Source organism: Pseudomonas sp. A39 (assembly GCF_058145955.1).
Window position 1 is genome coordinate 52,219 of sequence record NZ_JBYVMD010000019.1, and the last position, 26,726, is coordinate 78,944.

Sequence of the window (26,726 nt, forward strand, 5' to 3'; positions counted from 1 at the left end):
AATGACAGTGCCGACAAACGGCAACGGCCCGCTGGCGAGCCGTTCACGTTGCGGTGGTCAGGGTTGGCGGTTCCAGTGCCGGAACAGGGGTTCGGCGAGAAACAGAACGAACAACAAACGCATCACCTGCATGGCCGTTACCAGGGGGACGGACAACTGCAGCGTCTCGGCGGTCAGGCTCATCTCGGCAATCCCCCCCGGCATCATGCCCAAGGTCAGCGAGCGCAGGTCCAGGTGGGTCAAGGCGCTCAAACCCACCGCTGCCAGGGTCGCCAGCGCCATGGTCAAGGCCGTGCCGATCAGGGTGCGGCCCATGAACGACGGCGCCCGACGGAAGAACTGCCGGTTGAAGTGGCAGCCCAAACCGCTACCGATCAACCATTGGCCGATTTGGCTGCCGCCATCGGGCAGGCCGATGTGCAGGTTCCAGACCACACTGGCAGTGGCGCTTACCAGTAAGGGCCCGAACAGCCACGGGTTCGGCTGACGCAAACGCTGCCAACCCCAGGCGACCAGTGCGCCCATCGGAAACAGCGCTAACAGCCAAGGCCAACTCACGGGCGCCGGATGAAACTGCGGTGTACCGCCTTCCAGCAGGTACTTGAAGATCGCCGGCACACACAGCACCACCACCAGCACGCGCAGACTCTGCCCTGCCGCGACACGGCTGAGCACGGCGCCATTGCGGGCGCCGAGGTTGACCATCTCGCCGGAACCGCCCGGCATACTGGAGAAGAACGCGGTAGCGCGGTCTTCACCGCTGCGGCGCATCAACCATACGCCGACCACGCTCGACAGGCTGGTGACCAGCGCGCCGAAAAAGATCAGCCCGAAGTGGCTCATCACCTGCTCGATCACCACGGGCGTGAAGTGCAGGCCGATGCCGATGCCTACCACCCATTGGCCGCATTTGCGCCCACCGGGAATTTCCGCCAACTGCCAGGGTGTGAGGCAACGCACCAGGATGATCGCCAGCAACGAGCCAACCATGTATGGCAAAGGCCAGCCGACGAGGCTGGCCAGGTAACCGCCGGCCAGGCCGACCAGCGGTGTTCCCCACCATTGTTTAAAGGTGACCTCAGACATCGGCCACGGCACGACGCTGCAGGGCACGTTTGCGGTAGATGCGGATCAGCGGAAAGGCCAGCATCAGCGCGGTCAGCACCCACACACCAAAGGTGATCGGGCTCGACCAGAGGATCTGCAGGTCACCGTTGGAGATCGACAGCGCACGGCGCAGGTTCTGCTCCATCAAGCCGCCGAGGATAAAGCCCAGCAGCACCGGCGACAGCGGGAAGTCCAGCTTGCGCAGGATGTAACCGAAGATGCCGATACCGACCATCAGGAACAGGTCGAACGTGGTGGCGTGAACCGCGTACACACCAATCGCGGTGATGATGGCGATCACCGGCACCAGCGCCCAGTTCGGCACGGCGAGGATACGGGTGAAGATGCGGATCATCGGGATGTTGAGGATCACCAGCATGATGTTGGCGATGAACAACGAGGCGATCAGGCCCCAGACGATGTCCGGTTGCTGTTGGAACAGCAGCGGGCCCGGGGTGATGTTGTACAGCGACAGCGCGCCGATCATCACCGCCGTAGTGCCCGAACCGGGTACGCCGAGGGTCAGCATCGGCACCAGGGCGCCGCAGGCAGAGGCGCCGATGGCCGTTTCCGGAGCCGCCAGGCCGCGCATGTCGCCTTGGCCGAATTTACCGCTGGCACCGGCCAGGCGTTTCTCGGTCATGTAGGCAACGGCCGAGGCCAAGGTAGCACCGGCACCCGGCAACACGCCCATGATGAAGCCAAGCAGACCGCAGCGGATGTTGACGACGAAGACGGCGCCCGCTTCCTTCAGGTTAAACATCATGCGCCCGGTGGCTTTTACCGCTTCCTGGCCACGGTGGGTTTTTTCCAGCAGCAACAGGATTTCGCTGATGGAGAACAAACCCAGCACCAGCACCACAAACTGGATGCCGTCAGTCAGGTGAATGTTATCGCCGGTAAAGCGGTACACGCCGCTGTTGGCGTCGATGCCGACCGCCGACAGGAACAGACCGATCAGCGCCGCCACAAAGGTCTTCAACGGTTTGTCACCGGCCATGCCTCCCAGGCAGACAATCGCGAACACCATCAGTACGAAATATTCCGCCGGGCCGAAGGCAATCGCCCATTTAGCCAGCAGCGGCGCAAACAGCACCATGCCGCAGGTGGCGATAAACGCACCGATGAACGAACTCCACGCCGACAACGACAGTGCCACGCCGGCCAGGCCTTTACGGGCCATCGGGTAGCCGTCGAGGGTGGTCATTACGGTGGAAGCTTCGCCTGGGATGTTCAGCAGAATCGAGCTGATACGGCCGCCGTATTCACAGCCCAGGTACACGGCTGCCAGCAGGATCAACGCCGATTCCGGCGGCAGGCCCAGGGCGAAGGCGATGGGGATCAACAGCGCCACGCCGTTGATCGGGCCCAGGCCCGGCAACAAGCCGACGACAGTACCGATCAGGGTGCCGCACAGTGCGGTCACCAGGTTGTAAGGGGACAGTGCAACGCCGAAGCCCTGGCCCAAGTAGCCGAAAGTATCCATATCAGTTCTCCAGAACGTCGAGCAGGCCGAGGGGCAACGGCACATCCATGGCTTTATCGAACAGCAGATAAAGACCAATCGCCATCAGGCTGACGATCACCACGCTGGGCACCCAGCGGCCGCCATACAGGCGCGCCATCGGGATGCCGATCAGCATGCTGCTGAGGATGAAACCCAGGGGTTCGAAGGTGGCGGCGAACACGATCAACAGCGCGACGCACACGCCGATCTTGATCAGGGTGTCGCGGTCCAGCGCAGGCTCTTCTTCGGTGTGCTGGGTCGGCTGTGGACGAAACAGCATGTAGATCAGTGCCAGGCTCATCAGCCCGAGCATCAGCAGCGGGTAGGCACGTGGCCCTACCGGCTCGTAGGAAAACGACGCTTGATACGGCCAGGCCATCAGCGCCAGGCCGGCGCAGGCGAGCAAGAGCACGGCGGCGAAAATGCGTTGTAAGAGCATAGGAAACTCCTTGGAGACTCTTGTAGGCGCGCGCTTGTTCACGAAGGACGCAAGGACGTCGCGTGTATCAGGCCACACGCGTCATCGTTGACGTTTTTCGCGAGCAAGCCCGCTCCCACAGAGGGGCGATTACTGGATCAGGCCGAACTCTTTGGCCAGCACTTTGTAGTCAGCCACCTGTTTCTTCACGTAGGTGTCCAGCTCCGGGCCGGTCATGGCGAACGGGAACAGCTCGCGCTGGTCACGCAGCTTGGCGAACTCCTCGGAGACCAGCAGTTTGTCGAAGGCGTCTTTCCACCAGGCGTAGTCCGCATCGCTGACTTTTGGCCCGAGGTAGAAGCCACGTACCACTGGCCAGACGATGTCGTAGCCTTGCTCCTTGGCGGTCGGAATATTCTTCATTTCCGGCTCGTCCAGGCGCTCCTCGGAGAACACCGCCAGCAGGCGCATGTCGCCGCTCAAGATGTGCGGCATGGAGTCGGAGATATCGGTACTGCCCACCTGGATATGGCCACCGAGCAGGGCGGTGGCAATTTCACCGCCGCCTTCGAGTGCCACGTAACGCAGTTCGCGCGGGTTGATCCCGGCGGCCTTCGCGATCAGCGCGGTTTGCATCCAGTCCTGGCTGCCGACGGTGCCGCCGGAACCGATCACCACGCTGCCCGGATCTTTCTTCAGTGCTTTGACGAGATCGTCGAGGCTCTTGTAGGGCGAATCGGCTTTCACCGCGATAGCCCCGTAGCTGGTGCCGACGGCGGCCAACCAACGCACGGCGCTTTCATCGAAACGACCGAACTTGCCCTGGGCCAGGTTCAACAGCGAACCGCTGGACCAGGCCACCAAGGTGCCGGCGTCTGCAGGACGCTGGGCCACTACGGCGTTGTAGGCCACCGCGCCTACGCCGCCAGGCATGTAGGTCACGCGCATCGGCTTGCTGAGCAGTTTCTCGTTGACCAGCGCGCTTTGCGCCAGTTTGCAGGTCAGGTCAAAACCACCGCCAGGCGAGGCCGGGGCGATGCATTCCGGGCGCTTGGGTTCGTCGGCGGCCAGCAGTTGGCCGGCGAACAGCATGCAGCCGGCGGCGAGGGCCAATTTACGCAGTGAAGGGGTCATGGTTATCTCCGTCTTTGTTGTTATGAGTTGTTACTACCAAAGCGCAACGCTATAGCTCACCAGCAAGCGCATTTCATCCGCATCACGGGCTGAGTAGTTGGAACGGTAGGTGGCGTTGCGCAGGCGCACGGCCACGTCTTTGAACGTGCCGGTCTGCACCACGTACTTGATCTCGCTGTTGCGTTCCCACTCTTTGCCCGTCTCGCCGTTCTTGAGCTTGATGTTGTCACCTGAGAGGTAACGGCTCATGAAACTCAGGCCGGGGATCCCAAGCTTGGCGAAGTCGTAGTCGTAGCGCGCTTGCCAGGAGCGCTCTTCGGCGCCGGCAAAGTCGTTGATCTGCACGAAGTTGACCAGGTACGGGTCGCTGCCGTCCACATACGGGAACGCACTGTCGCCGGACATGTGCTGGTAACCGGCGCTGAGCTTATGACCATTGAGGGCATAGCTGAACAGGCCGTTGAGGGAGGTGTTGTCGATCTTGCCGCCACGCGCACTGCCGGTGTCATCGCTGATCGCCAGGCGCAGGTCGGTGCCGAACGTACCGGGGCCCATCGGGCGCGCGGCCACCAGGCCGAGGAAGTGCTGGCGGTACACGTCGTCGAGTTGGGCGAAGTGGTAGCTGCCGGTGATTTTGTCGGCGAACTTGTAGTCGGCCCCGCCGAAATTGAAGTGCTTGCCGGTGGCCCCGCTGAGGAAGCGGCTGTTCTTGTTGTTGAGGGCAATGTCTTCGTAGTTGCTGTCGTCGCGGTCCTTGGCTTTGTCCAGGCGACCAGCGGTGAACACCAGGTTCTTGAATTCCTTGGACGTGATCAGGCCGCCATTGAAGGTCTGCGGCAGGATGCGACCGTCGTTGGGCTTGAGGATCGGCAGTTCGGGGATCAGCGAGCCGATTTTCAGCTCGGTGGCCGAGATCTTCACTTTGCCGGTCAGGCCCAGCTTGGAGTACTCATCGGCGGCGCGACCGTCGTCATGCGTGGGCAGCAGACCGGTGCCGGTGCGGTCGGGGCTTGAGTCGAGCTTGACGCCGAGCATGCCCAGCGCATCCACGCCGAAACCGACGGTGCCGTCGGTGTAGCCCGATTGCAGGTTGAGCATGAAGCCCTGGGCCCATTCATCGCGCTTGGATTGCTGCGCGCTAGTGCCGTCGCGGAAGTCGCGGTTGAAGTACATGTTGCGGGTTTCCAGGGTCGCGCTACTGTCTTCGAAGAAGGCAGCCTGGCTAAGCGGCGAAAAGCCGGCAAGGGTAGCAGCACTGGCAAGGGCGGTCTGGGTCAGGCGAGAAGAACGAACAGGCGAGCGGGCCTGGGGCTGTGTCGACAGCATCGTTGTGTACTCCGTTATTGTTCTTATTTTGGCGAAAACGCTTCGAGGCGTTTTTCGGGCGCTGCGGTTCAGGCAACTCGGTGGGCATAGACCACCGTGACTGGATGCTAAAGGGCGAAGCTTTCACTAACCTTTCAGCTGCCTTTCAATGTTTTCGGGCTTCACAGGGCAGTCGGCGCCTGTAAACTGCCCGGCAAAGCGTGGTGCCAACCACCCCTGACTGAGGTAGAAATCCATGCGTGTCTTGCTGGTTGAAGACCATCTGCAACTCGCTGAAAGTGTCGCGCAAGCGCTCAAGAGCACGGGTTTGACCGTTGACGTGCTGCACGATGGCGTGGCCGCGGACCTGGCCCTGAGCAGTGAGGAATACGCCGCGGCGATCCTCGATGTGGGGCTGCCGCGCATGGACGGTTTCGAGGTGCTCGCGCGCCTTCGGGCCCGTGGGAAAAATCTGCCGGTGCTGATGCTGACGGCGCGCAGTGACGTGAAAGACCGCGTGCACGGCCTGAACCTGGGGGCGGACGACTACCTTGCCAAACCTTTCGAGCTGACGGAGTTGGAGGCGCGGGTCAAGGCGCTGCTGCGGCGCAGCGTGTTGGGTGGCGAGCGTCAGCAGGCCTGTGGTGTGCTGGTATATGACCTCGATACCCGGCGTTTTACCGTGGGCGGCGAGCTGATGACGCTCACTTCCCGTGAGCAAGCGGTGCTTGAGGCGCTGATCGCCCGTCCGGGCCGGGTGATGAGTAAGGAGCAGTTGGCTTCCCAGGTATTCGGCCTGGACGAAGAGGCCAGCCCCGACGCCATCGAAATCTATGTGCATCGACTGCGTAAGAAGCTCGACGGCCAGCCCATCGCCATCGTGACCTTCCGCGGCCTTGGCTACCTGTTGGAAGCCCGCGATGCATAAGCCCAGCAGCCTGCGCTGGCGCCTGTTGTGGAACCTGGCGCTGTTGCTGGTGTTGTTGATGATCGCCAGTGGCCTGAGTGCCTATTGGAATGGTCGCGAGGCCGCCGATACGGCCTACGACCGTACGCTGCTGGCCTCGGCGCGTACCATTGCCGCCGGGTTGACCCAGGTGGACGGTACGCTCAGCGCGAATGTGCCGTATGTCGCGCTCGACACGTTCGCGTACGACAGCGCCGGGCGTATTTACTATCAGGTCAATGACATCAACCAGAAGTTGATCTCCGGCTACGAAAACCTTCCTGGCCCACCGCCGGGTACCCCACGAACCGATGATTACCCGGCCTTGGCACGGTTCTACAACGCCATCTACCAAGGGCAGGAGGTGCGGGTGGTCAGCCTGCTCAAGGCCGTTTCCGAGCCGAACATGAACGGCATGGCGGAGATACGCGTGGCTGAAACCGACGAAGCACGCGTCAGCATGGCCCGCAGCCTGGCAGCGGACACGTTGCTGCGCCTGGGCATGCTTGCGATTGGCGCCTTGTTATTGGTGTGGTTTGCGGTGAGCGCGGCATTGCGCCCGCTGGAGCGATTGCGCACGGCGGTGGAAGAGCGCCAACCCGACGATCTGCGGCCGTTGCCCTTGGTGGAAGTGCAGCACGAGTTTGGCCCGCTGGTGCGGTCCCTCAACCACTTCACCGAGCGCTTGCGCGGCCAGTTCGAGCGCCAGGCGCAGTTTATTGCCGACGCTGCCCATGAGTTGCGTACGCCACTGGCCGCGCTCAAGGCCCGGCTGGAACTGGGCTTGCGTGCCGAAGAGCCCGCCACGTGGCGCAGCACCCTGGAAACCGCCGCCCAGGGCACTGACCGCCTGACTCATCTGGCCAATCAATTGTTGTCCTTGGCCCGCATCGAAAATGGTGCCCGCGCGATTGCCGAGGGTGGCGCACAGTTACTCGACCTCAGCCAATTGGCCCGTGAACTGGGCATGGCCATGGCACCGTTGGCTCACGCACGTGGCGTGGCATTGGCGCTGGAGGCCGATGAGCCGGTGTGGCTGCGCGGTGAGCCCACCCTGTTGAATGAGCTGTTGAGCAACCTCGTGGACAACGCCCTGGCCCACACGCCACCGGGTGGCAATGTGATCCTGCGGGTGACGGCGCCGGCGGTGCTGGAAGTGGAAGATGATGGTCCAGGCATTCCGCTGGACGAGCGGGACCGGGTGTTCGAGCGTTTTTACCGACGCAGTCAGCAGGGCATGGGCTCGGGGCTGGGGTTGGCGATTGTTGGCGAAATCTGCCGGGCGCATCTGGCGCAGATCAGCCTGCACGATGGGGAGCAGGCCGGGTTGAAGGTGCGGGTGAGTTTTATCGCGGGTTGATCAGTAGAACATCGAGCGGGCTTCATCCAACTCGGCCCGCAAGGCGTCGCTGTAGGGGTCGAACCGCAGCTTTTTGATCGCCGGCAGCGTGGAAACCGCTATGTTGGCCAGCGGGTGATCGGTGCCGCGATGGCAATACAGCACGGCGACCTGCACCAGGTCGATGTAGTCGAGGCTGGGCGAATCGCGCTCCAGGTCGAGGTATTGGCCGGGCAGTTTCGCCAGCATTTCCGGGAAGTCCCAGCCACCCAGCAGTTTGTCACCCAGTAACGGGTGGATGCTCTCGATGACGTGGTTGAGGCTGACCGGGTCCGCGAGCAGCTCGTAGTGGTCTTCGGCGTATGTCAGGATGGGCAGCACACCGATCTGGTGCACCAGGCCGCCGAGGGCTGCCTGGTCCGGTTTGAGCTGGCTATGGCTGCGGCACAAGGCGTAACTCACGCCCGCGACTTCGAGGCTGCGGCGCCACACATCACGCATCTTTTGTTCGACCACGTCGGAGCGGGCGTGGAATATCTGCTCCATCACCAGGCCGATCGCCAGGTTACTGCTGTAATTGGTGCCCAGCCGGGTGATGGCGGTGTGCAGGTCGGTGACTTCCTGGGTCGCGCGCAACAACGGGCTGTTGACCACTTTGATCAGGCGCGCCGACAGCGCGGTATCGCGACCGATCACTTTGCTCAAGTGGCTGATGCTGATTTCCGGGTCTTCGGCGGCCTGACGAATGTTCAGGGCCACTTCCGGCAATGTCGGCAGAACCAGGTCATCGTTATCGATGGCCGTCACTAAAGCCTGTTGGACTTTTTCCGCCAGCTTGTTCATTCATGATCTCTAGGGTGTTGCAAAAGGGTGCGGCGACTAACGCTGGATCTCTCGATCACGGTCGAGCGTGTAAGGCAGGTCAAGCAGTTGCAAGCCGGGACCTTCCAGATTGCCTAAATGCACATCGCCACTATCGGCAGCTTCGGCTTGCAATACGGCCAGAAGTTCAACGCTCTGGTCAGCTTTTGCGGCAATGACCACTTCGCCGATCGCGCTGTTATGGCTGGGTGAAAACAGCGGTGTGCCTGGCGCGGGCATTTCAGTCGCATTGAGGCTCAAGCGGTACAGGCGACGTTTGAGTTTGCCCAGGTACTGCATGCGCGCGACGATTTCCTGGCCGGTGTAGCAGCCTTTCTTGAAGCTGACGCCGCCCACGGCTTGCAGGTTGAGCATCTGTGGGATGAACAGTTCGCGTGTTTGCGGCATGACCTGGCCGATGCCGGCGCGGATTTGCCCCAGCAGCCATTCATTCAAGTCCGCTTGTTGCAGCCTTTCTGTCAGCTGGCTGCGCACCGTATCGGCGTGCTCGGCGGGCGCCCACAGTTCGGCGCGGCCGGGGGACACACGAACAGCGATCAAGGCATCGGTGCGGGCAACGCTGTCGGTCTCGGCCGGCAGTTCCAGACCAAGGCCGGACAAGGCCTGGTCGGCATTCGCCAGGCCAAAACGCACCCAGGCGGCACTTTCGTCGGTGAGTTTGGATTTGGAGAATACGGCGTATTTCTTCAGGTCTGCCAGTTGCGGTTCCAGCAGCTCGGTGGCCATGGCCAGCAACACGCCGTCACCTTGCAGCAGGATGCGGAAGCTCGACTGCATGCGCCCTTTTTGCGTGCACCGCGCACCGAGGCTCGCCTGGGTGTCGCTCAGGTAATTGAGGTTGCAGGTCAGTTGGCCCTGAAGGAATTTAGCAGCGTCAGCGCCGCGGACGGCGAGAACGCCTTCGTGGGACAGGGGGCAGAAGAAAGCAGAGTCAGCCATGGGTCATCGCAGGTCAAAAAGTCATGGGTGCATCATAGAGGGGCGCCCGGCAAATGGATAGTTTCCGTAGGGGGCGACCAAAGCCGACTGTTCCGGTGCCGTCGGGGCTGTATACTTGCCGCCTATTTGAGGAGCGCTCCATGGTCGAAGAAGTTGAAATCAATCGCCTCTACTGGCACAGCCGTCGTGGCATGCTGGAGTTGGATGTGTTGTTGGTGCCTTTCACCAAGGAAGTGTACGCGACGCTCAACCAGGTGGACCGCGACCTCTACGTCAGGCTGCTGACTTGCGAGGATCAGGACATGTTCGGCTGGTTCATGGAGCGCGCCGAATCTGAAGATCCGGAGCTGCAGCGCATGGTCCGGATGATCCTGGACCGTGTCCAGCCCAAGTAATCGCTTCGAATGCCGCTGGCAGGCCTCACGGCTGTTGCTGGCGGCGTATCTCCTTGCCCAGCTGTTCGCGTTGGGTGCGCTTTCGTTGCTCGATCTGACGTATTCAAGCCTCGCCATGCTGTTATGCCTGGCTCATGCCGCCTGGGTGCTGCCGCGCCATATCCTGCTGACTCACCGTTCGTCGATTCGTGGCCTGCGTCGCGATGACGATGGCTGGTGCCTGTTCACTGAGGAGCGGGGCTGGCACAGCGTGCAGCTGCTTCCCGACAGCCTGGCGTTGCCGCTGGTCGTAGTGCTGCGCTACAGGGTGCAGGGTGGGTGGTGTGCGCGTTCGATGTGTGTGCCCAGGGATGCGCAGGCGGCCGATGTACACCGGCGCCTGCGGGTTCGCCTGAAGTTCAGCCGCCGTAGGTGGTTGGCACCAGGATAGTGTCGCGGGCCTCGGGCAACATCTGGGGGTAGTCGAGGGTGTAATGCAGGCCGCGGCTCTCCTTGCGCTCCATCGCCGAGCGGATCATCAGTTCGGCGACCTGGGCCAGGTTGCGCAATTCGATCAAGTCGCGGCTGACCTTGTAGTTGCTGTAGAACTCGTCGATCTCATCCAGCAGCAGCCGCACCCGGTGTTGCGCGCGTTGCAGGCGCTTGTTGGTGCGCACGATCCCTACGTAGTCCCACATGAATCGGCGCAACTCGTCCCAGTTGTGCGCGATGATCACGTCTTCGTCCGAGTCGGTGACCTGGCTGGCGTCCCAGCGGGGCAGGGCGGCAGGCACCGCAATGCGTGGCAGCTGTTCGAGAATGTCCGCCGCCGCCGAGCGCGCATAGACGAAGCATTCGAGCAGCGAGTTGCTGGCCATGCGGTTGGCTCCGTGCAGGCCGGTGAAGCTGGTTTCACCAATGGCGTACAGGCCGGGCACGTCGGTGCGGCCGTGCTGGTCGACCATCACGCCGCCGCAGGTGTAGTGAGCGGCCGGCACCACCGGGATCGGCCCTTTGGTGATATCGATGTTGAATGCCAGGCAGCGCTCATAGACGGTGGGGAAGTGGGTCTTGATGAAATCTTCGGGTTTGTGGCTGATGTCCAGGTAGACGCAGTCGACGCCCAGGCGTTTCATTTCGTGGTCGATGGCGCGGGCGACGATATCCCGTGGGGCCAGCTCGGCGCGTGGGTCGAAGCGCTGCATGAAGCGTTCGCCGTTGGGCAATTTCAAGTGTGCGCCTTCACCGCGCAGGGCTTCGGTGATCAGGAAGCTCTTGGCCTGTGGGTGATACAGGCAGGTGGGGTGGAACTGGTTGAATTCCAGGTTGGCCACGCGGCAACCGGAGCGCCAGGCCATGGCGATGCCGTCGCCACAGGCGCCGTCGGGGTTGCTGGTATAGAGGTAGACCTTGGCTGCGCCGCCTGACGCCAGGATGGTGAAGCGCGCGCCGTAGGTGTCGACTTCGCCGCTGCCGCGATTGAGCACGTAAGCGCCAAGGCAGCGGTCGCCTTCCAGGCCCAGGCGTTTCTCGGTAATCAGGTCGACGGCGACGCGTTGCTCCAGCAGCTCGATGTTGGGGCGTTGGCGCGCCTGATCGAGCAGGGTTCTGAAGATGGCGGCGCCGGTGGCGTCGGCGGCATGGATGATGCGACGGTGGCTGTGGCCGCCTTCGCGGGTCAGGTGGAATTCGAAGCCGCCGTCGTCGCTGCCTGCGTGTTCGTCACGGGTGAACGGCACGCCCTGATCGATCAGCCATTGGATCGCCTCGCGGCTGTGCTCGACGGTGAATCGCACCGCCTCTTCATTGCACAGGCCGCCACCGGCGTTGAGTGTGTCTTCGACGTGAGATTGCACTGTGTCGGTGTCGTCCAGCACGGCGGCGACACCGCCCTGGGCCCAGAATGTCGAGCCGTTGGCCAGGTCGCCTTTGCTCAGGACCGCAATGCGCAGGTGGCCCGGGAGGGTCAGCGCAAGGCTCAAACCGGCCGCGCCGCTGCCGATCACCAGGACATCGTGTTGAAACTGTTGGCTCATTGGAAGGATTCCGCAAAAAGCGATCCGAAGAGGGGGCGCAAACAGGACGCCTGGATCGGCGAATCAAAGGGTCACACGGGCTACTAGTATATAGAGGGGTGGAGCGGCACAATAGCCGGGCATTCGTGGCAATGTGAGATTACGGTGCACAGCTTGGGGTAAAATCGGCTGGTTATTGAAGCGGGAACTTTTTGCATAAGCCTCGACTCAATAGCAGGTTGCCCGAAAGCTGGGAAAACGTTGAGTTTATTGGCCCGTCGGGAGCATTGGACGCGTCAGAAAACCGACGACAAGATTATTCGCGCAGTCGGCGTTGCCCGTACTGCGTTTTTCGTGTGTGCCAAATCAGTGCGTGCCGGAAACTTGCTTGAAGGGGGAGAACTTTTGCGAAAAGACCGAGTCTATGTTTGCAAGCCTGATCGTTTAGTTATGCAAGCCTCCTTCAAGTACAACGAGGAGTGTTCATGCTAACCCAGGAAGAGGATCAGCAGCTGGTCGAGCGCGTTCAACGCGGCGACAAGCGAGCTTTTGATCTGCTAGTGCTGAAATACCAGCACAAAATTCTCGGGTTGATCGTGCGGTTTGTGCACGACACCCATGAAGCGCAGGACGTTGCACAGGAGGCCTTTATCAAGGCTTACCGTGCACTTGGTAATTTTCGCGGTGACAGTGCGTTTTACACGTGGCTCTACCGCATCGCCATCAACACGGCGAAGAACTATCTGGTGTCTCGCGGACGCCGCCCACCAGATAGTGATGTAAGTTCAGAAGATGCGGAATTTTACGATGGTGATCACGGCCTCAAGGATCTCGAGTCGCCGGAGCGTGCATTGCTGCGCGACGAGATCGAAGGCACCGTTCATCGCACAATTCAGCAACTGCCAGAAGATTTACGTACGGCGTTAACTTTACGTGAATTCGATGGTCTGAGTTACGAAGACATTGCGAGCGTCATGCAGTGTCCGGTGGGGACTGTAAGGTCACGGATTTTCCGGGCCCGGGAAGCCATCGATAAAGCCTTGCAACCGTTGTTGCAAGAGAACTAAAGACAGCGGCGACAGCCAAGAGAGGAACCGCCATGAGTCGTGATGCCCTGCAGGAATCGCTGTCCGCAGTGATGGATAACGAAGCGGATGAACTGGAACTTCGTCGAGTGCTCAATGCATTTGATGATGCCGAAACCCGTGACACCTGGTCTCGTTACCAAGTCGCTCGGGCGGTGATGCACAAGGATCTTCTAATCCCTCGTCTGGATATTGCTGCGGCTGTTTCTGCTGCGCTGGCTGATGAAGCCGTTCCGGCTAAAGCTACTCGTGGTCCATGGCGTAGCCTGGGTCGCCTGGCAGTTGCAGCCTCGGTGACTGTTGCCGTGTTGGCCGGTGTTCGCCTGTACAATCAAGACGAAATCGCGGGTGCCGAGCTCGCCCAACAGACTCAGCAGCCGGTCATGGCCGGTCCGCAAGTCAAAGGCCCAGCGGTACTGGCCGGCTACAAGGAAAGCTCCGACACCACCGGCCCTATGGCTAACGGTGTGTTGCAAGGGCAATCCGGCTGGCAAGACCAGCGTCTTCCAGGTTACCTGCGTCAACACGCACAGGAATCAGCCCTGAAAGGCACTGAAAGCGCTCTGCCATACGCTCGCGCAGCAAGTCTGGAAAACCGCTAATCCGTAAGGAGCTCTATGCGAGCCATACCGCTCCTTACGCTTTTGCTCAGTAGTTGGTTTGCACTCCCCGCCCACGCCGATGAAGCCCAAGATTGGCTGACTCGACTTGGGCGTGCAGAGCAGCAGCAGAGCTTTCAAGGTACGTTCGTCTACGAACGTAACGGCAGTTTTTCTACCCATGACATCTGGCATCGTGTCCTGAATGGTCAAGTCCGTGAGCGGCTCTTGCAACTCGACGGTTCCGCCCAGGAAGTCGTGCGGTTGGACGGTCGTACACAATGTGTCAGCGGCACCCTCGTCGCAGGCTTGGGCAATTCACGTGATGCACCCTCACGTGCGCTGGATCCGCAAAAACTCAATGAATTCTACGAACTGGCCGTCATTGGCAAATCCCGTGTGGCCGGTAGAAATGCGGTCATCGTATCGATCACGCCGCGTGACCAGTACCGTTATGGGTTTGAATTGCACTTGGATCGAGAGACCGCGCTGCCGCTCAAATCCCTGTTGTTGAACGACCAAGGGCAATTGCTGGAGCGCTTCCAGTTCACGCGGTTGGATACCTCGCAGGTACCTGACGAACGTGATCTGCAACCTAGTGGTGAATGCACGCCTATCGCCGTCGCTAATGGCAAGGCGCCAGAAGTGCAGTCTACCGAGACTTGGCATATGGAGTGGTTGCCACCCGGTTTTCAACTGACCCGTAGCAGCGCCCACAAAGACACCCACACCAAAGCGACTGTCGACAGCCTGATGTATGAAGACGGGCTGGCGCGTTTCTCGGTGTTCCTTGAGCCGATCAGCGATGTGAGCGTGACCGAAACCCGCACTCAGCTGGGCCCTACGGTTGCAGTATCGCGTCGCCTCAATACGGTGGACGGCGAGATGATGGTGACGGTGGTGGGTGAAATACCCATCGGCACCGCAGAACGTATCGCGTTGTCGGTGCGCGGTGAAAAAAAGCCAGTCCCCCAGCCGTGAGTCGTTAATCCTATGTTCATCCTGACCTTTCACTGTATTTCCATGCCAGGTTGGCTGCCGAGAGCATGAAATGTCTGGATCAGCATTTTCACTTGCAAAAATCCTTCATGTTTTTTATAGGTCAGGGCTTGTCGGCTCTGGCCTTGATTTGTTCGCGGAACAAAGATGTCGGTCGCAGTTTTCGGCGTTTCTTGAACCCTGTCGCTCAACCCTGCTCGTCGTAACGGGAGCTGTATGTCGATACCACGTTTGAAGTCTTACCTATCCATAGTCGCCACAGTGTTGGTGCTGGGTCAGGCCTTACCTGCGCAAGCAGTCGAGCTGCCTGACTTCACCCAATTGGTTGAGCAAGCCTCGCCTGCAGTTGTGAATATCAGTACCACGCAAAAACTGCCGGATCGCAAAGTCTCCAACCAGCAGATGCCGGACCTGGAAGGCCTGCCACCGATGCTGCGCGAGTTCTTCGAGCGTGGCATGCCGCAACAGCGCGCACCGCGCGGCGGCGGTGGTCAACGTGAAGCTCAGTCCCTGGGCTCGGGCTTCATCATCTCGCCGGATGGCTATATCCTCACCAACAATCACGTGATTGCCGACGCCGATGAGATTCTCGTGCGCCTGGCTGATCGCAGTGAGCTGAAAGCCAAGCTGGTCGGCACCGATCCACGTTCCGATGTGGCTTTGCTGAAAATCGAAGGCAAAGACCTGCCTGTGCTGAAACTGGGTAAATCCCAGGACCTGAAAGCCGGCCAGTGGGTGGTTGCCATCGGTTCGCCGTTCGGTTTTGACCATACCGTTACCCAAGGCATCGTCAGCGCCATCGGCCGCAGCTTGCCGAACGAAAACTACGTGCCGTTCATCCAGACCGACGTGCCGATCAACCCAGGTAACTCTGGTGGTCCGCTGTTCAACCTGGCGGGCGAAGTGGTGGGCATCAACTCGCAGATCTACACGCGTTCCGGTGGTTTCATGGGTGTCTCGTTCGCGATCCCGATCGACGTCGCCATGGATGTTTCCAATCAACTGAAAAGCGGTGGCAAGGTCAGTCGTGGTTGGTTGGGTGTGGTCATCCAGGAAGTGAACAAAGACCTGGCTGAGTCCTTTGGCCTCGACAAACCGGCCGGTGCCCTGGTCGCGCAGATCCAGGACGACGGTCCGGCTGCCAAAGGTGGCCTGCAAGTCGGCGACGTGATCCTGAGCATGAACGGCCAGCCGATCGTCATGTCGGCCGACCTGCCGCATCTGGTAGGCGCACTCAAGGCTGGCAGCAAGGCCAAGCTGGAAGTGATCCGCGAAGGCAAGCGCCAGAATGTTGAGCTGACGGTGGGCGCCATCCCTGAAGAAGGCGCAACGCTGGATGCACTGGGCAACGCCAAGCCAGGTGCCGAGCGCAGCAGCAATCGCCTGGGTATCGCCGTGGCCGAGTTGACCGATGAGCAGAAGAAGAGCTTCGACCTCAAGAGCGGCGTCGTGATCAAGGAAGTGCAGGACGGCCCTGCCTCCCTGATCGGCCTGCAGCCGGGTGACGTGATTACGCACCTGAACAACCAGGCAATCGACAACACCAAGCAATTCACCGACATCGCCAAGGCGTTGCCGAAGAACCGTTCGGTGTCGATGCGCGTGCTGCGCCAGGGGCGTGCCAGCTTCATCACCTTCAAACTGGCTGAGTAAATCGGTAAAAACAAAAAGCCCCGCCTTCGTTTAACGAGGGCGGGGCTTTTTTGTGCCTGGTCGGTTTAGCTCATCATCCCTTTAACCAGGCGTTCCTGCTCGATCAACTCACGCTGGCGTGCGTCGATGCGCGACGACAGTGGGAAATTGTTACCGGCCCGACGCTTGGCAAAGTCCAATTGCTGAATGGCCTGCTGGAAATCACCCACCAACGCAAAGTATTCGGCGCGGGCCTGATGCAGGCCGATGATGTTGCCGGACAACCCGCGTGTTTCGGCGACCTGGTACCAGACGTCCGGATCATCCGGACGCGACTTGAGCAAGCTGTCCAACGCCTTTTCCGCGTCCGCCGTGCGGTTCTGCTTGAGCAGCAGATCCACGCGCACCTGATTCAACGGATAGTTGCCCGGATACTGGGTCAGCATCCGATCCGTCCGTTGCTGGGCATCCGGCAGGCGGCTGTTGTCGATGTCCAATTGGATCTGCGCCAGGTTGTAAGTGATGTCGTTGGGCGCCTTGGCCAGCAGCGCCGCCAGGTTTTCCCGTGCCTGCTTGAACTGAGAGCCTTTGATTTGTGCAATAGCCAGGCCGTAGCGCGCCACATCATTCTTCGGGTTCTCGTCCAACTGCGCCTGGAAGCGCTTGGCGGCGAGGCCCGAGGTGTCTTCGTATTGCAACTGCACCCGCGCGCGAATCAGTTGATAGCGCAGGCTGTCTTCCTTGCCACCAGGCTTGGACTGCTCGGCACGGTTGCGGGTGTCGGCGATCCGCGATTCGGTGACTGGGTGCGTCAGCAGGAATTCCGGTGGCTTGGCATCGAAGCGGTACTGGCGCATCAGGCGCTCGAACATGGTCGGCATGGAGCGCGGGTCGTAACCGGCTTTTTCCAGGTTGAGGATGCCGATGCGGTCCGCTTCCTGTTCGTTCTGGCGGGAGAACCGTCGTTGTTCCTGGATCGCGGCGGCCTGGGTGCCGGCAATGGCGGCGATACCGGCATCACCGGCACCGGCGGCTGCCGCGATGATGCCGCCGAGCAGCGCGGCCATCATCGGGATCTGCATGCGCTGTTGCGCTTCAACGCCACGGGCGAAGTGGCGTTGGGACAAGTGCGCCAATTCGTGAGCCAGTACCGAGGCATATTCGCCTTCGGTCTGGGCGTTGAGGAACAGGCCGCCGTTCACACCGACAATCCCGCCAGGCGCGGCGAAGGCGTTCAGTTGCGGGCTGTTGATCAGGATGAACTCCAGGCGCCGGTCGTTGACCTGGCTGGTCTCCACCAGTTTGTACACGCTGGTCTCGACGTAGTCCTTGAGTTGCGGGTCGTTGAGCTGCGAGACCTGGCCCCGCAGGTAAGCCAGCCACGCACGGCCCAGCTGGTATTCCTGTTGTGGCGAGACAATGGCAGAACTGGCGTCGCCAAGTGACGGTAGGTCGTCAGCGAAGCCTGGGGAGGCCAGCAGGCAAGCCAGCGTCAGCAGGGTAGGGCGCAAAAAAGTCATGCACAGAGCCTTTCGACAAAGAGCTTACTGTAGCCGGACACTGAGCTTCGGACCAGATATTCTAAGCAACCCAAACGCGTGCCCGGAGTAAAAACATGACCGACGCTGTAGCCTTTGATGCCGAACTCGATGCCAGCGGCCTCAATTGCCCGTTGCCCTTGCTCAAGGCCAAGCTGGAACTCAATCGTTTGGCCAGTGGCGCAGTGCTTAAGGTGATCGCCACGGACGCTGGCTCCCAGCGCGACTTTCGAACCTTTGCCAAACTGGCCGGCCACACCCTGCTGCATGAAGAAGACGCCGCCGGTGTGTACCGCTATTGGTTGCGCAAGGCCTGAACCGTTTGCCCCCACCACCCGAGGTTGATTGATGTTCAAAGTGTTACGAGACTGGATTCAGCGCTACTTCTCCGATGAGGAGGCCGTGGTGCTGGCGGTCCTGCTGTTTCTGGCCTTTACGGCCGTGCTCACCTTGGGCGGCATGCTGGCGCCCGTATTGGCGGGGATGGTGCTGGCTTACCTGATGCAGGGCCTGGTGACCACGCTGGAACGCTTGCGCTTGCCGGGCGGTGCTGCGGTGGGGCTGGTCTTTGCCTTGTTCATGGGCCTGTTGGTGCTGTTTATCGTGGTGGTATTGCCGTTGTTATGGCATCAGCTGATCACGCTGTTCAATGAGTTGCCGGGCATGCTCGCCAAGTGGCAATCGCTGTTGTTGCTGTTGCCGGAGCGCTACCCGCATCTGGTGTCGGACGAGCAGGTGTTGCAAGCCATCGAAGTGGCGCGCGGCGAGATCGGAAAATTCGGCCAGTGGGCGCTGACCTTTTCCTTGTCCAGCCTGCCGCTGCTGGTCAACATCATGATCTACCTGGTGCTGGTGCCGATCCTGGTGTTCTTCTTCCTCAAGGACCGCGCCATGATCGGTCGCTGGGTGCGTGGCTATCTGCCCCGCGAGCGCGCGCTGATCACACGCGTGGCCGAAGAGATGAACCGGCAGATCGCCAACTACATCCGTGGCAAGGTTATCGAGATCATCATCTGCGGGGGCGTGACCTACATCGCGTTTATCGCCCTGGACCTGAACTACGCGGCCTTGCTGGCATTGCTGGTCGGCATTTCAGTGGTGGTACCGTACGTCGGCGCCGTGGTGGTGACCGTGCCCGTGACCCTGATCGCCTTGTTCCAGTGGGGGTGGAGCGATCAGTTCATCTACCTGATGGCGGTATACGGGATCATCCAGACGCTGGATGGCAACGTGCTGGTGCCGCTGCTGTTCTCTGAGGCGGTCAACCTGCACCCAGTGGCGATCATCTGCGCAGTGCTGTTGTTTGGTGGGCTGTGGGGTTTCTGGGGCGTGTTTTTTGCGATCCCGCTGGCAACACTGTTCAAGGCGGTGCTGGATGCATGGCCACGACAAGAGCCGGTGGTAGCGCCGCTGTTGTAACGTCACAAATAACTTACTGTAGTGAGCGGGCTTGCCCCGCGCCGGGCTGCGCAGCAGCCCCAAAACCTGCATTCGCGTTTTATCTGAAAGACCGCGGCGGCTGTATTGGGGCTGCTTCGCAGCCCAGCGCGGGGCAAGCCCGCTCACTACAAACGCCCGCGTTTCAGGCCTTGTTTAAAGCCTGTGCTGCCGCCAATACGGCATCCACATGGCCTGGCACCTTCACGCCGCGCCATTCCTGGCGCAGCACACCTTCGCTGTCGATCAGAAAGGTGCTGCGGTCCACACCCAAGTATTCCTTGCCGTACAGCTTCTTCAACTTGATCACATCAAACAGCTGGCAAACCGCTTCATCCTTGTCGCTGATCAGCTCGAAGGGGAATTCCTGCTTGCCCTTGAAGTTCTCGTGGGACTTCACGCTGTCGCGCGACACGCCGAACACTTCGGTGTTGGCCGCCTTGAACGCTGCGTACTGGTCGCGAAAGCCCTGGCCCTCGGTGGTGCAACCCGGCGTGCTGTCCTTCGGATAGAAGTAGATCACCACTTGCTTGCCCTTGAGAGCTGCGAGGCTGAAGGTCTGGCCGCTGGTGGCCGGGGCTTCGAAATCGGCTACAGGTTTGTCGATGACTACCGTCATGAAAAACTTCCTTACATTGGGTTCTGTGGGCGCCATGGCTCGATCAAGGCGTCGAGGTTCAGGGCATCGGCGAAATCCAGGAACTGGTCGCGCAGCCAACTGATCTGCACGCCAGCCGGCAAGGTCACGGTAAACGTGGCGTTCAACATGGTGCCGCCGGTTTGCGGGGCCAGGTAGGTGTCGCAGGTCAGGTTCTCCAGTTCGACGTTGTGGTCGATGAAGAACTGGCACAGCTCGTTGACGATGTCCGAGCGATAGGCGGAACTGACATAGGCGACATAAGGCAGGGCCTGGGGACGATTCTCCAGGGCAGCACTGCGTACCACATTGACGGTGAAATCATGCTTCTTGGCCAGGCCCGGCAGGCCCGTCTCCAGGCGCGCCAGGGCATCCCAGGTGCCGGAGATCTGCAAGACCAGCGCGCTGCACTCGCCATGGCGGGTCAGGCGGGAGGTCACGACGGCGCAGCGGTTTTCATGGCTGGCGCGGCACAGGACGTTGGTCAGCTCCATGGGGTTGGCGCCGAGGGCACTGATAACAAGGAATTGTTCGCGAACTGTGGGGGTGGACATGCAGCCTTCCTAAAACGATGAGCGGTCGATACCGTGAGGGCTGTATCGATCAAAGGATGAAGGGTAGCGAAAACCGCCGCCAAGGGATAGGAGGTGGCGTTTTCATTACGTGATCGGTCTGATTTCATCGTGCGTCAGAGCATGCTTTTGTCCAATGATGGCATTGCCCGTCGTTTAGTTGCGCCAGAACGCATCCTCACGCGGTACTTCGCTTGTACAAGCATCTTGGCGCCAGTACCATTACGGCTCTCTTTTTCCGGCAGGAGCGGTTGCATGATTGCGGGCAGTATGGTGGCACTGGTCACACCCATGGATGCACAAGGTCGTCTCGACTGGGACAGCCTGGGCAAACTGGTGGACTTCCACCTGCAAGAAGGCACCAACGCCATCGTGGCGGTCGGCACCACCGGTGAATCGGCCACCCTTGATGTGGAAGAACACATCCAGGTGATCGAATTCGTGGTCAAGCGTGTCGCGGGCCGTATCGCCGTGATCGCTGGTACGGGCGCCAACTCGACGCGTGAAGCGATCGAGCTGACCAAAAACGCCAAGAAGGCCGGCGCCGATGCCTGCCTGCTGGTGACCCCGTACTACAACAAGCCGACCCAGGAAGGCTTGTACCAGCACTTCCGCGCCATTGCCGAAGCGGTCGCTATCCCGCAGATCCTCTATAACGTGCCGGGTCGTACCGCGTGCGACATGAAGGCCGAGACCGTGATCCGCCTGTCCACCGTGCCGAACATCATCGGTATCAAGGAAGCCACCGGCGACCTGCAGCGCGCCAAGGATATCCTGGCCGGCGTGAGCAGCGATTTCCTGGTGTATTCCGGTGACGACGCCACCGCGGTCGAGCTGATCCTGCTGGGCGGTAAAGGCAACATCTCCGTGACCGCCAACGTGGCCCCGCGTGCCATGAGCGACATGTGCGCCGCCGCCATTGCCGGCGACGCCGTGACCGCCCGCGCGATCCACGAGAAGCTGATGCCGCTCAACAAGACACTGTTTATCGAATCCAACCCTATCCCCGTGAAGTGGGCGCTGACTGAAATGGGCATGATGCCGGACGGTATCCGTCTGCCGCTCACCCGTCTCAGCGAAGCCTGTCACGAACCGCTGCGACAGGCCCTGCGCCAGTCCGGCGTCCTGGTTTAATTGAGGAAGCACTACGCATGAAGCGATTGGCCGGACTTTCCGCACTTGCCTTGATTATCTCCAGCACCAGTGGCTGCGGTTGGATCTGGGGCCCGGAAGGCTACTTCCGTGACCGCGGCAGCGATTACCTGGAAGCACAACCCACCAAACCGATGGAATTGCCGCCGGGCGTCAACGTCGCCAAGCGCCTTGACCCGTTGCTGCCGATCCCGCGCAACGTCGCCGACGACACCACCAAAGGTGAATACGTGGTGCCACGTCCACAGCCGATCTCGGCCGTGGCGGATGCCAGCGACTACAGCCTGCAGAAGAGCGGCGACTCCCGCTGGATCGTGGCCCAGCGTCCACCTGCCGAAGTCTGGCCAGTGGCGGTGCAGTTCTTCCAGGACAACGGTTTCCGTATCGACGAGCAGCGCCCGCAGACCGGTGAATTCACCACGGCATGGCAGCAGGGCAGCGAATTGTCCGCCACCATGGCCAAGCGCCTGCAGGCCGGTGGTGTAGCCGCCGACAGCGAAGCCCGTGTGCGTGTGCGCATCGAGCCAGGCGTGCAGCGTAATACCAGTGAAGTCTACGTGGTCAGCGCCGAGCGTCCTGCCGGCAGCACCGCCAACGTTGATTTCACCAACCGCTCGGTCAACACCGGCGTCGACTCGGCACTGGTCGACGAAATGCTGGCCAGCATGAGCCGTATCTCCGAGAAGGGCGGCTCCGTGTCCCTGCTCGCCGCCCGTGATTACGACACTCCGAGCCGCGTCAGCCTCACCGAAGACGGCAGCGGCAACGTGGTGCTGAACCTGGGTGAAGACCTCGATCGCGCCTGGGCCAGTGTCGGCCGCGCGTTGGAGCAGGGCCCTTGGCGCGTAGAAGACATCAACCGCAGCCTCGGCCTTTACTACATCAACGTGGCTGAAAAGGCCGAGCGTAAAGATGAAGAGCCCGGTTTCTTCGGCAAGCTGTTCGGCAGTAAGCCGACCAAGGAAGAAATCGAGACTCGCGCCGAGCGTTACCAGGTTCGTTTGAGCAAGGTTGGCGAAAGCGTGCAGGTTACCGTCGAGAAGAACATCAATACCGTTGCGCCCGCTGAAACAGCGCGCAAAGTGTTGGGCGTGATTCAAGACAACCTGGGCTGATCCGGTGCGTTTTGCCGTTCTCGGCAGCGGTAGCCAAGGGAACGGTACGCTGGTCGCCCACGACGACACGTACGTGCTGGTGGATTGTGGTTTCTCATTAAAAGAAACTGAGCGTCGCCTGTTGCGCCTGGGGATTCACCCCGCGCAGCTGAGCGCGATTCTGGTGACCCACGAACATGCCGACCATGTGCATGGCGTGGGTTTGCTGTCTCGGCGCTACAATCTTCCGGTGTACCTCAGTCGCGGTACCTTGCGCGGGATGCGCAAACCCATTGAACCCGCAGGTTTCCTGGCCGGTGGCGAGCAGCTGCAAATCGGTGCCTTGAGCATCGATGTGATTGCCGTGGCGCACGACGCCCAGGAACCGACGCAGTATGTCTTCAGTGACGGTGAGCGGCGCTTCGGCGTGCTTACCGACCTGGGCTCCTACTGCGCCAAGGTGCTGGACGGTTACCGGAACCTCGATGCCTTGATGATCGAGTCCAACCACTGCCGAGACCTGCTGGCTCGCGGTCATTACCCCTACTTTCTCAAGCAGCGGGTGGGCGGCGAACTGGGACACTTGAACAACCACCAGGCGGCGTACCTGGTGTATGAGTTGGGCTGGCAAGATTTGCAACACTTGGTCCTGGCCCACCTGAGCAGCAAGAACAACCTGCCGCAGCTGGCCCGGCAATGTTTTGTCGACACCCTCGGGTGCGACCCGGACTGGCTGCAACTGGCCGATCAAGATTCAGGGCTCGACTGGCGACACATCGCCTAGCCCACCATTTAGCAAGCGGAGCCCATCATGGAAAAACGTGAAGAACTCTACCGCGGCAAAGCCAAGTCGGTGTACAAGACCGACGACGCCAACCGCCTGATCCTGCTGTTTCGCAACGACACCTCGGCGTTCGACGGCAAGCGCATCGAACAACTTGATCGCAAAGGCATGGTGAACAACAAGTTCAACGCCTTCATCATGCAGAAGCTCGAAGCGGCCGGCATTCCGACCCAATTCGACAAACTGCTGGGCGACAACGAGTGCCTGGTCAAGAAGCTCGACATGATCCCGGTTGAATGCGTCGTGCGTAACTACGCCGCCGGCAGCCTGGTCAAGCGTCTGGGCGTGGAAGAGGGCCTCAAGCTCAATCCCTACACCTTCGAACTGTTCTTGAAGGACGACGCCAAGGGCGACCCGTTCATCAACGAATCCCACGTCGTGGCATTCGGTTGGGGCACCGCTGAGCAACTGGCGCGCATGAAGGAGTTGTCCCTCAAGGTCAACGACGTACTGAGCAAACTGTTCGACGACGCAGGCCTGCTGTTGGTGGACTTCAAGCTCGAATTCGGTGTGTTTCACGACGGCTCCATCGTCCTGGGTGACGAATTCAGCCCGGACGGCTGCCGCCTGTGGGACAAAGACACCAAGAAGAAGATGGACAAAGACCGCTTCCGCCAGGGCCTCGGTGACGTTATCGAAGCCTACGAAGAAGTCGCCAATCGTCTCGGCGTACCGCTGTAATCGACGCAAGCATCTGATAGCACGGAAAAAATTCGCTTCGGCGCTTTGCTTTCCTGATCCACGCTGTTATGATGCGCGCCGTTGGAGAGATGCCAGAGTGGCCGAATGGGACGGATTCGAAATCCGTTGTACCTTCACCGGTACCTAGGGTTCGAATCCCTATCTCTCCGCCATATTATTGATGCTCTTGTAAATCAAGCACTTACAAGAGGTCACATAAAGCGTTTGTACCAGCGCTTTGTACCAAAATAAATAGCCCTGATCTGCGGATCGGGGCTTTTTTTTGTCCAAAATTTGACCAGTTAATGTGCTTGTGGGGCCTGTCTGGCTTTTACCTTGGCATTCCTGTCTTCATCCATGATTATTTCGCCTTAGAACCCCTGTGCAGGGTAGTTTGTACTGAAAATGACAGTAGGGTAGGTTGGTTGTTCGTAAGCGTCTCAATACGCTTCACAGCCCTACCCAAGGGAAATTATTTGATCGTGGTTCTGCCTGAAAGCCTACAACGCGCAAGGTGTGAAGGTTAAGTTCTTCACCGCAGATGACTTGATCACAGACAAGCTTTTCAAGCGGATCAGCGCCAAACATATCGTAGGGCATGACGTAACGATTGTTCCAAAGTCCAGGCGCTACCACTACTTCACAATCAGCTCTGTCACGTCCCTGAAGCTCAGAGGCCTGGCTCGCCTAGGCATTCCCTACGCTGGTCGCAACGATCAAGGGAAGCTTGCACAGCAAGCTCACAGCGCCTGCTGTTGGAGTTGGTAGCCCTGATGACGCCGCTTTCTACCTAAAGGCATTGCGCGAGACGTTCGTGTACAAATCAATGCTGCATGGTGATGCGCTGGTTGACGATGTGAGCGATAGGAAGGTGGCAAGAGGAGCCTTTGCAGAACAATACAGCGGCGATGACGTGTTGGCCTTCCTAATGAGTCAGAGCCACATCCAATTGAGGGAGAATGCGTTTGAGCATGCTGTTAATGCTATAAATATCTGATTTTATAGTAAAAATACCAAAAATATGCACAAATGCATATTGTCGGTTGTGTGTAGAACTGGTTTTATGTACAGTTGTTTTGCCTGGTGTCTAGCATCGTATGAAGACAAGCAGGACGCAGCCTGCTTTTGGGCTGCTGAAATTTAAGATTTGTGCATTTCTAAAAAAATGCCAAGTCACATGGAGATTCTTATGTCTACAACAAATGGAATTGAGCTACCCCCTATCATCGTCACACCAGATCCACTTCCACCTCCGCTTCCACCTGTACCAGTTGTTGTACCGGGAGTACCCGGCGCACAGCCTCCAAATTCAGTAGATGTGCCTGTTGGTACCGACGTTGAGACCCTTCTGAGCCTTCCTGGAATCCGCTCCTCTTCGGATTATGTTTTGCCCATTGCAGGTAAAGCAGCTCGTGCTCAGGTGGACATTGAAACGGCCTATAATGCAAATTTTCCTAATATTCCAACCCAAACCGAAAGCGAAGTAGCCGCTGCGCTTGGTGATGTCGGCCTTCTGAGTGAATTGGAAAAAGCACAAAAAGAGAAAGCGGTAGTAGATGGGCTGGTTGCACAAGCACAAGAGTTACTTGTTAATAGTAATGCAGTTGCGAACTCTTATTTTGGAAGAGATCCTCTTGCAGTAGAATTCAAAAAGAATTCCGCCATTCTCGCAACTGATATTGTTAACGGAAAACGCCCAGGCACGCCGATTGAAATCTATCGATCTTTTATCGCTTCGATTTCAGCTGTTTATGAAAGTAAAAAGCTGGCTGAAAAAATCCGGATCCTTACTGAAAAGTCTAACGCGTTGACCCTTGCTGTTGCAGCAGCACAAGCTGCAGAGGATGAACGTATTGCGGCTGAAGCCGCAGCCAAAAAAGCTGCAGAGGAAGCAGAAGCAAAACGAATTGCCGAAGAACAAGCAAAGGCAGAAGAGGAAATTAAGGGGGCTATCAAATTCACTGCTGATTTCTACAAAGAAATCGGTGAAAAATATGGCGCTCAGATGTCTGCATTAGCTACAGATTTGGCTGAAACTGCAAAGGGTAAAACGCTTCGCAGTGCTGAAGAGGCTTTGAAGGCTTTTGATCAATACAAGGATCATCTGGATAAGAAATTCAGTGCTGCAGATCGTGCCGCCATCGTGAATGCTCTGGATTCACTTGATCGAGCTGAGCTGGCAAAAAACCTCAACCTCTTCGCGAAAGGGTTTGGCTATGCAAGCAAAGCATTTGATGTGTATGACTTGGTTGAGGAGGTCAAAAAAAGCTACGCATCGGGTGATTGGAACAATACTGTGCTGAAAATGGAAACACTTTTTGCCGGCAGTGCAGCGACAGGTCTAATTGCTTTTGCTTTCGGAGTGACCGTTTCCACACCGATTGGTATCGTAGCTTTTGCGCTAATTATGGCACTTGTCAGTGCTTATATTGATGACGCGCACGTGAAGCAATTTAACGATGCGCTTGATGCAATGCTGCCTTAAAAGAG

Annotated in this window: 28 protein-coding genes and 1 tRNA gene; 17 read left to right on the forward strand and 12 right to left on the reverse strand. The window is 59.4% G+C overall.

All coding sequences use genetic code 11. The features are described from left to right. Positions 1-57: 57 nt before the first annotated feature. The 5 genes from AC3ZU9_RS16310 to AC3ZU9_RS16330 all read right to left on the reverse strand — a co-directional run bounded on the left by AC3ZU9_RS16310 (position 58) and on the right by AC3ZU9_RS16330 (position 5,492). Positions 58-1,086 (reverse strand): AbrB family transcriptional regulator, encoded by a 1,029-nt coding sequence (locus AC3ZU9_RS16310; protein ID WP_012722749.1) that lies wholly within the window; start codon positions 1,084-1,086, stop codon positions 58-60. After that, positions 1,079-2,593: a tripartite tricarboxylate transporter permease gene (locus tag AC3ZU9_RS16315; protein WP_012722750.1), complete on the reverse strand. Its 1,515-nt coding sequence runs from the start codon at positions 2,591-2,593 to the stop codon at positions 1,079-1,081. The genes AC3ZU9_RS16310 and AC3ZU9_RS16315 overlap by 8 nt, the downstream gene beginning before the upstream one ends. A gap of 1 nt (position 2,594) precedes the next feature. Beyond that, the gene (locus AC3ZU9_RS16320; protein ID WP_043204945.1) at positions 2,595-3,053 is read right to left on the reverse strand and encodes a tripartite tricarboxylate transporter TctB family protein; all 459 of its coding nucleotides are present in this window, start codon (positions 3,051-3,053) and stop codon (positions 2,595-2,597) included. A 129-nt stretch (positions 3,054-3,182) separates the two neighbouring features. Beyond that, complete coding sequence (locus tag AC3ZU9_RS16325) at positions 3,183-4,166, reverse strand: Bug family tripartite tricarboxylate transporter substrate binding protein (RefSeq protein ID WP_046034525.1); 984 nt, start codon at positions 4,164-4,166, stop codon at positions 3,183-3,185. Positions 4,167-4,199: 33 nt separating this feature from the next. Continuing rightward, positions 4,200-5,492 (reverse strand): OprD family porin, encoded by a 1,293-nt coding sequence (locus AC3ZU9_RS16330; RefSeq protein WP_490090986.1) that lies wholly within the window; start codon positions 5,490-5,492, stop codon positions 4,200-4,202. Positions 5,493-5,727: 235 nt separating this feature from the next. Between AC3ZU9_RS16330 and AC3ZU9_RS16335 the strand changes: the two genes are divergently transcribed. Both AC3ZU9_RS16335 and AC3ZU9_RS16340 read left to right on the forward strand, forming a co-directional pair. Further along, positions 5,728-6,399 (forward strand): response regulator, encoded by a 672-nt coding sequence (locus tag AC3ZU9_RS16335; RefSeq protein ID WP_010212220.1) that lies wholly within the window; start codon positions 5,728-5,730, stop codon positions 6,397-6,399. Continuing rightward, positions 6,392-7,777 (forward strand): sensor histidine kinase, encoded by a 1,386-nt coding sequence (locus tag AC3ZU9_RS16340; RefSeq protein ID WP_093543917.1) that lies wholly within the window; start codon positions 6,392-6,394, stop codon positions 7,775-7,777. The genes AC3ZU9_RS16335 and AC3ZU9_RS16340 overlap by 8 nt, the downstream gene beginning before the upstream one ends. Here AC3ZU9_RS16340 and AC3ZU9_RS16345 read toward each other — a convergent pair whose 3' ends face one another. Next, complete coding sequence (locus tag AC3ZU9_RS16345) at positions 7,778-8,599, reverse strand: HDOD domain-containing protein (protein WP_012722755.1); 822 nt, start codon at positions 8,597-8,599, stop codon at positions 7,778-7,780. Between the two features lie 36 nt (positions 8,600-8,635). Next, complete coding sequence (gene ygfZ, locus AC3ZU9_RS16350; protein ID WP_012722756.1) at positions 8,636-9,577, reverse strand: CAF17-like 4Fe-4S cluster assembly/insertion protein YgfZ; 942 nt, start codon at positions 9,575-9,577, stop codon at positions 8,636-8,638. 140 nt (positions 9,578-9,717) lie between these two features. On the opposite strand from ygfZ, the gene AC3ZU9_RS16355 reads away from it, so the two are divergent. Beyond that, positions 9,718-9,972, forward strand: a complete 255-nt coding sequence (locus AC3ZU9_RS16355; protein WP_012722757.1) for an FAD assembly factor SdhE — start codon at positions 9,718-9,720, stop codon at positions 9,970-9,972. Then, entirely contained in the window at positions 9,956-10,402 is a 447-nt protein-coding gene (locus AC3ZU9_RS16360; protein ID WP_490090987.1) for a protein YgfX, read from the forward strand. The genes AC3ZU9_RS16355 and AC3ZU9_RS16360 overlap by 17 nt, the downstream gene beginning before the upstream one ends. Here AC3ZU9_RS16360 and nadB read toward each other — a convergent pair. Further along, entirely contained in the window at positions 10,371-11,987 is a 1,617-nt protein-coding gene (gene nadB / locus AC3ZU9_RS16365) for an L-aspartate oxidase (protein ID WP_046034526.1), read from the reverse strand. The two genes, AC3ZU9_RS16360 and nadB, sit on opposite strands and share 32 nt — an antisense overlap. A gap of 464 nt (positions 11,988-12,451) precedes the next feature. On the opposite strand from nadB, the gene rpoE reads away from it, so the two are divergent. From rpoE to AC3ZU9_RS16380, 3 genes are read left to right on the forward strand one after another with little or no spacing between them, the layout of a single operon-like run. Beyond that, positions 12,452-13,033, forward strand: coding sequence for an RNA polymerase sigma factor RpoE/AlgU (rpoE, locus tag AC3ZU9_RS16370; RefSeq protein WP_003172477.1), 582 nt, complete (start codon positions 12,452-12,454; stop codon positions 13,031-13,033). 32 nt (positions 13,034-13,065) lie between these two features. Next, positions 13,066-13,653, forward strand: coding sequence for a sigma-E factor negative regulatory protein (locus AC3ZU9_RS16375; protein WP_012722767.1), 588 nt, complete (start codon positions 13,066-13,068; stop codon positions 13,651-13,653). A gap of 15 nt (positions 13,654-13,668) precedes the next feature. Then, on the forward strand, positions 13,669-14,631 hold the full coding sequence (locus AC3ZU9_RS16380; RefSeq protein WP_490090988.1) for a MucB/RseB C-terminal domain-containing protein: 963 nt from the start codon (positions 13,669-13,671) through the stop codon (positions 14,629-14,631). A gap of 29 nt (positions 14,632-14,660) precedes the next feature. Here AC3ZU9_RS16380 and AC3ZU9_RS16385 read toward each other — a convergent pair whose 3' ends face one another. Further along, positions 14,661-14,840: a hypothetical protein gene (locus AC3ZU9_RS16385; protein ID WP_102061808.1), complete on the reverse strand. Its 180-nt coding sequence runs from the start codon at positions 14,838-14,840 to the stop codon at positions 14,661-14,663. Between the two features lie 25 nt (positions 14,841-14,865). Between AC3ZU9_RS16385 and AC3ZU9_RS16390 the strand changes: the two genes are divergently transcribed. Further along, on the forward strand, positions 14,866-16,302 hold the full coding sequence (locus AC3ZU9_RS16390; protein WP_046034528.1) for a DegQ family serine endoprotease: 1,437 nt from the start codon (positions 14,866-14,868) through the stop codon (positions 16,300-16,302). Between the two features lie 65 nt (positions 16,303-16,367). Here the strand turns inward: AC3ZU9_RS16390 and AC3ZU9_RS16395 are convergent, their stop codons facing one another. Next, the gene (locus AC3ZU9_RS16395; protein WP_012722770.1) at positions 16,368-17,801 is read right to left on the reverse strand and encodes a M48 family metalloprotease; all 1,434 of its coding nucleotides are present in this window, start codon (positions 17,799-17,801) and stop codon (positions 16,368-16,370) included. A gap of 95 nt (positions 17,802-17,896) precedes the next feature. Between AC3ZU9_RS16395 and AC3ZU9_RS16400 the strand changes: the two genes are divergently transcribed. Together AC3ZU9_RS16400 and AC3ZU9_RS16405 are read left to right on the forward strand one after the other, a co-directional pair. Further along, on the forward strand, positions 17,897-18,136 hold the full coding sequence (locus AC3ZU9_RS16400; protein ID WP_010212198.1) for a sulfurtransferase TusA family protein: 240 nt from the start codon (positions 17,897-17,899) through the stop codon (positions 18,134-18,136). A gap of 31 nt (positions 18,137-18,167) precedes the next feature. Then, positions 18,168-19,238, forward strand: coding sequence for an AI-2E family transporter (locus AC3ZU9_RS16405; protein ID WP_012722771.1), 1,071 nt, complete (start codon positions 18,168-18,170; stop codon positions 19,236-19,238). Positions 19,239-19,401: 163 nt separating this feature from the next. Here the strand turns inward: AC3ZU9_RS16405 and AC3ZU9_RS16410 are convergent, their stop codons facing one another. Next, positions 19,402-19,875, reverse strand: coding sequence for a peroxiredoxin (locus tag AC3ZU9_RS16410; protein ID WP_046034529.1), 474 nt, complete (start codon positions 19,873-19,875; stop codon positions 19,402-19,404). An 11-nt stretch (positions 19,876-19,886) separates the two neighbouring features. Then, on the reverse strand, positions 19,887-20,447 hold the full coding sequence (locus AC3ZU9_RS16415) for a glycine cleavage system transcriptional repressor (protein WP_012722773.1): 561 nt from the start codon (positions 20,445-20,447) through the stop codon (positions 19,887-19,889). Between the two features lie 273 nt (positions 20,448-20,720). Here AC3ZU9_RS16415 and dapA point away from each other — a divergent pair, with 273 nt between their 5' ends. From dapA to AC3ZU9_RS16450, 7 genes are all read left to right on the forward strand, one after another. Then, a complete protein-coding gene (gene dapA, locus AC3ZU9_RS16420) occupies positions 20,721-21,599 on the forward strand; it encodes a 4-hydroxy-tetrahydrodipicolinate synthase (RefSeq protein WP_012722774.1) in 879 nt (292 codons plus the stop codon). Positions 21,600-21,616: 17 nt separating this feature from the next. Next, positions 21,617-22,732, forward strand: a complete 1,116-nt coding sequence (bamC, locus tag AC3ZU9_RS16425) for an NlpB/DapX family lipoprotein (RefSeq protein ID WP_012722775.1) — start codon at positions 21,617-21,619, stop codon at positions 22,730-22,732. 4 nt (positions 22,733-22,736) lie between these two features. Further along, a complete protein-coding gene (locus tag AC3ZU9_RS16430; RefSeq protein WP_122809838.1) occupies positions 22,737-23,495 on the forward strand; it encodes an MBL fold metallo-hydrolase in 759 nt (252 codons plus the stop codon). 27 nt (positions 23,496-23,522) lie between these two features. Continuing rightward, positions 23,523-24,236: a phosphoribosylaminoimidazolesuccinocarboxamide synthase gene (gene purC, locus AC3ZU9_RS16435; RefSeq protein WP_010212191.1), complete on the forward strand. Its 714-nt coding sequence runs from the start codon at positions 23,523-23,525 to the stop codon at positions 24,234-24,236. A gap of 83 nt (positions 24,237-24,319) precedes the next feature. After that, positions 24,320-24,409: transfer RNA gene (locus AC3ZU9_RS16440), tRNA-Ser, on the forward strand. 554 nt (positions 24,410-24,963) lie between these two features. After that, on the forward strand, positions 24,964-25,233 hold the full coding sequence (locus AC3ZU9_RS16445) for a hypothetical protein (RefSeq protein ID WP_052308629.1): 270 nt from the start codon (positions 24,964-24,966) through the stop codon (positions 25,231-25,233). Between the two features lie 192 nt (positions 25,234-25,425). Next, a complete protein-coding gene (locus tag AC3ZU9_RS16450) occupies positions 25,426-26,721 on the forward strand; it encodes a colicin-like pore-forming protein (protein ID WP_102061810.1) in 1,296 nt (431 codons plus the stop codon). Positions 26,722-26,726: the final 5 nt, after the last annotated feature.

Bases quoted from the DNA above. Each gene is read 5' to 3' on its own strand.
- AC3ZU9_RS16405 (WP_012722771.1), top strand. From the start codon at position 18,168: ATGTTCAAAGTGTTACGAGACTGGATTCAGCGCTACTTCTCCGATGAG.
- AC3ZU9_RS16395 (WP_012722770.1), bottom strand. From the start codon at position 17,801: ATGACTTTTTTGCGCCCTACCCTGCTGACGCTGGCTTGCCTGCTGGCC.
- rpoE (WP_003172477.1), top strand. From the start codon at position 12,452: ATGCTAACCCAGGAAGAGGATCAGCAGCTGGTCGAGCGCGTTCAACGC.
- AC3ZU9_RS16340 (WP_093543917.1), top strand. From the start codon at position 6,392: ATGCATAAGCCCAGCAGCCTGCGCTGGCGCCTGTTGTGGAACCTGGCG.
- purC (WP_010212191.1), top strand. From the start codon at position 23,523: ATGGAAAAACGTGAAGAACTCTACCGCGGCAAAGCCAAGTCGGTGTAC.
- AC3ZU9_RS16375 (WP_012722767.1), top strand. From the start codon at position 13,066: ATGAGTCGTGATGCCCTGCAGGAATCGCTGTCCGCAGTGATGGATAAC.
- AC3ZU9_RS16400 (WP_010212198.1), top strand. From the start codon at position 17,897: ATGACCGACGCTGTAGCCTTTGATGCCGAACTCGATGCCAGCGGCCTC.
- AC3ZU9_RS16410 (WP_046034529.1), bottom strand. From the start codon at position 19,875: ATGACGGTAGTCATCGACAAACCTGTAGCCGATTTCGAAGCCCCGGCC.
- AC3ZU9_RS16390 (WP_046034528.1), top strand. From the start codon at position 14,866: ATGTCGATACCACGTTTGAAGTCTTACCTATCCATAGTCGCCACAGTG.
- AC3ZU9_RS16355 (WP_012722757.1), top strand. From the start codon at position 9,718: ATGGTCGAAGAAGTTGAAATCAATCGCCTCTACTGGCACAGCCGTCGT.
- bamC (WP_012722775.1), top strand. From the start codon at position 21,617: ATGAAGCGATTGGCCGGACTTTCCGCACTTGCCTTGATTATCTCCAGC.
- AC3ZU9_RS16380 (WP_490090988.1), top strand. From the start codon at position 13,669: ATGCGAGCCATACCGCTCCTTACGCTTTTGCTCAGTAGTTGGTTTGCA.
- AC3ZU9_RS16310 (WP_012722749.1), bottom strand. From the start codon at position 1,086: ATGTCTGAGGTCACCTTTAAACAATGGTGGGGAACACCGCTGGTCGGC.
- AC3ZU9_RS16335 (WP_010212220.1), top strand. From the start codon at position 5,728: ATGCGTGTCTTGCTGGTTGAAGACCATCTGCAACTCGCTGAAAGTGTC.
- dapA (WP_012722774.1), top strand. From the start codon at position 20,721: ATGATTGCGGGCAGTATGGTGGCACTGGTCACACCCATGGATGCACAA.
- AC3ZU9_RS16415 (WP_012722773.1), bottom strand. From the start codon at position 20,447: ATGTCCACCCCCACAGTTCGCGAACAATTCCTTGTTATCAGTGCCCTC.
- ygfZ (WP_012722756.1), bottom strand. From the start codon at position 9,577: ATGGCTGACTCTGCTTTCTTCTGCCCCCTGTCCCACGAAGGCGTTCTC.
- AC3ZU9_RS16345 (WP_012722755.1), bottom strand. From the start codon at position 8,599: ATGAACAAGCTGGCGGAAAAAGTCCAACAGGCTTTAGTGACGGCCATC.
- AC3ZU9_RS16450 (WP_102061810.1), top strand. From the start codon at position 25,426: ATGTCTACAACAAATGGAATTGAGCTACCCCCTATCATCGTCACACCA.
- AC3ZU9_RS16325 (WP_046034525.1), bottom strand. From the start codon at position 4,166: ATGACCCCTTCACTGCGTAAATTGGCCCTCGCCGCCGGCTGCATGCTG.
- AC3ZU9_RS16330 (WP_490090986.1), bottom strand. From the start codon at position 5,492: ATGCTGTCGACACAGCCCCAGGCCCGCTCGCCTGTTCGTTCTTCTCGC.
- AC3ZU9_RS16315 (WP_012722750.1), bottom strand. From the start codon at position 2,593: ATGGATACTTTCGGCTACTTGGGCCAGGGCTTCGGCGTTGCACTGTCC.
- nadB (WP_046034526.1), bottom strand. From the start codon at position 11,987: ATGAGCCAACAGTTTCAACACGATGTCCTGGTGATCGGCAGCGGCGCG.
- AC3ZU9_RS16320 (WP_043204945.1), bottom strand. From the start codon at position 3,053: ATGCTCTTACAACGCATTTTCGCCGCCGTGCTCTTGCTCGCCTGCGCC.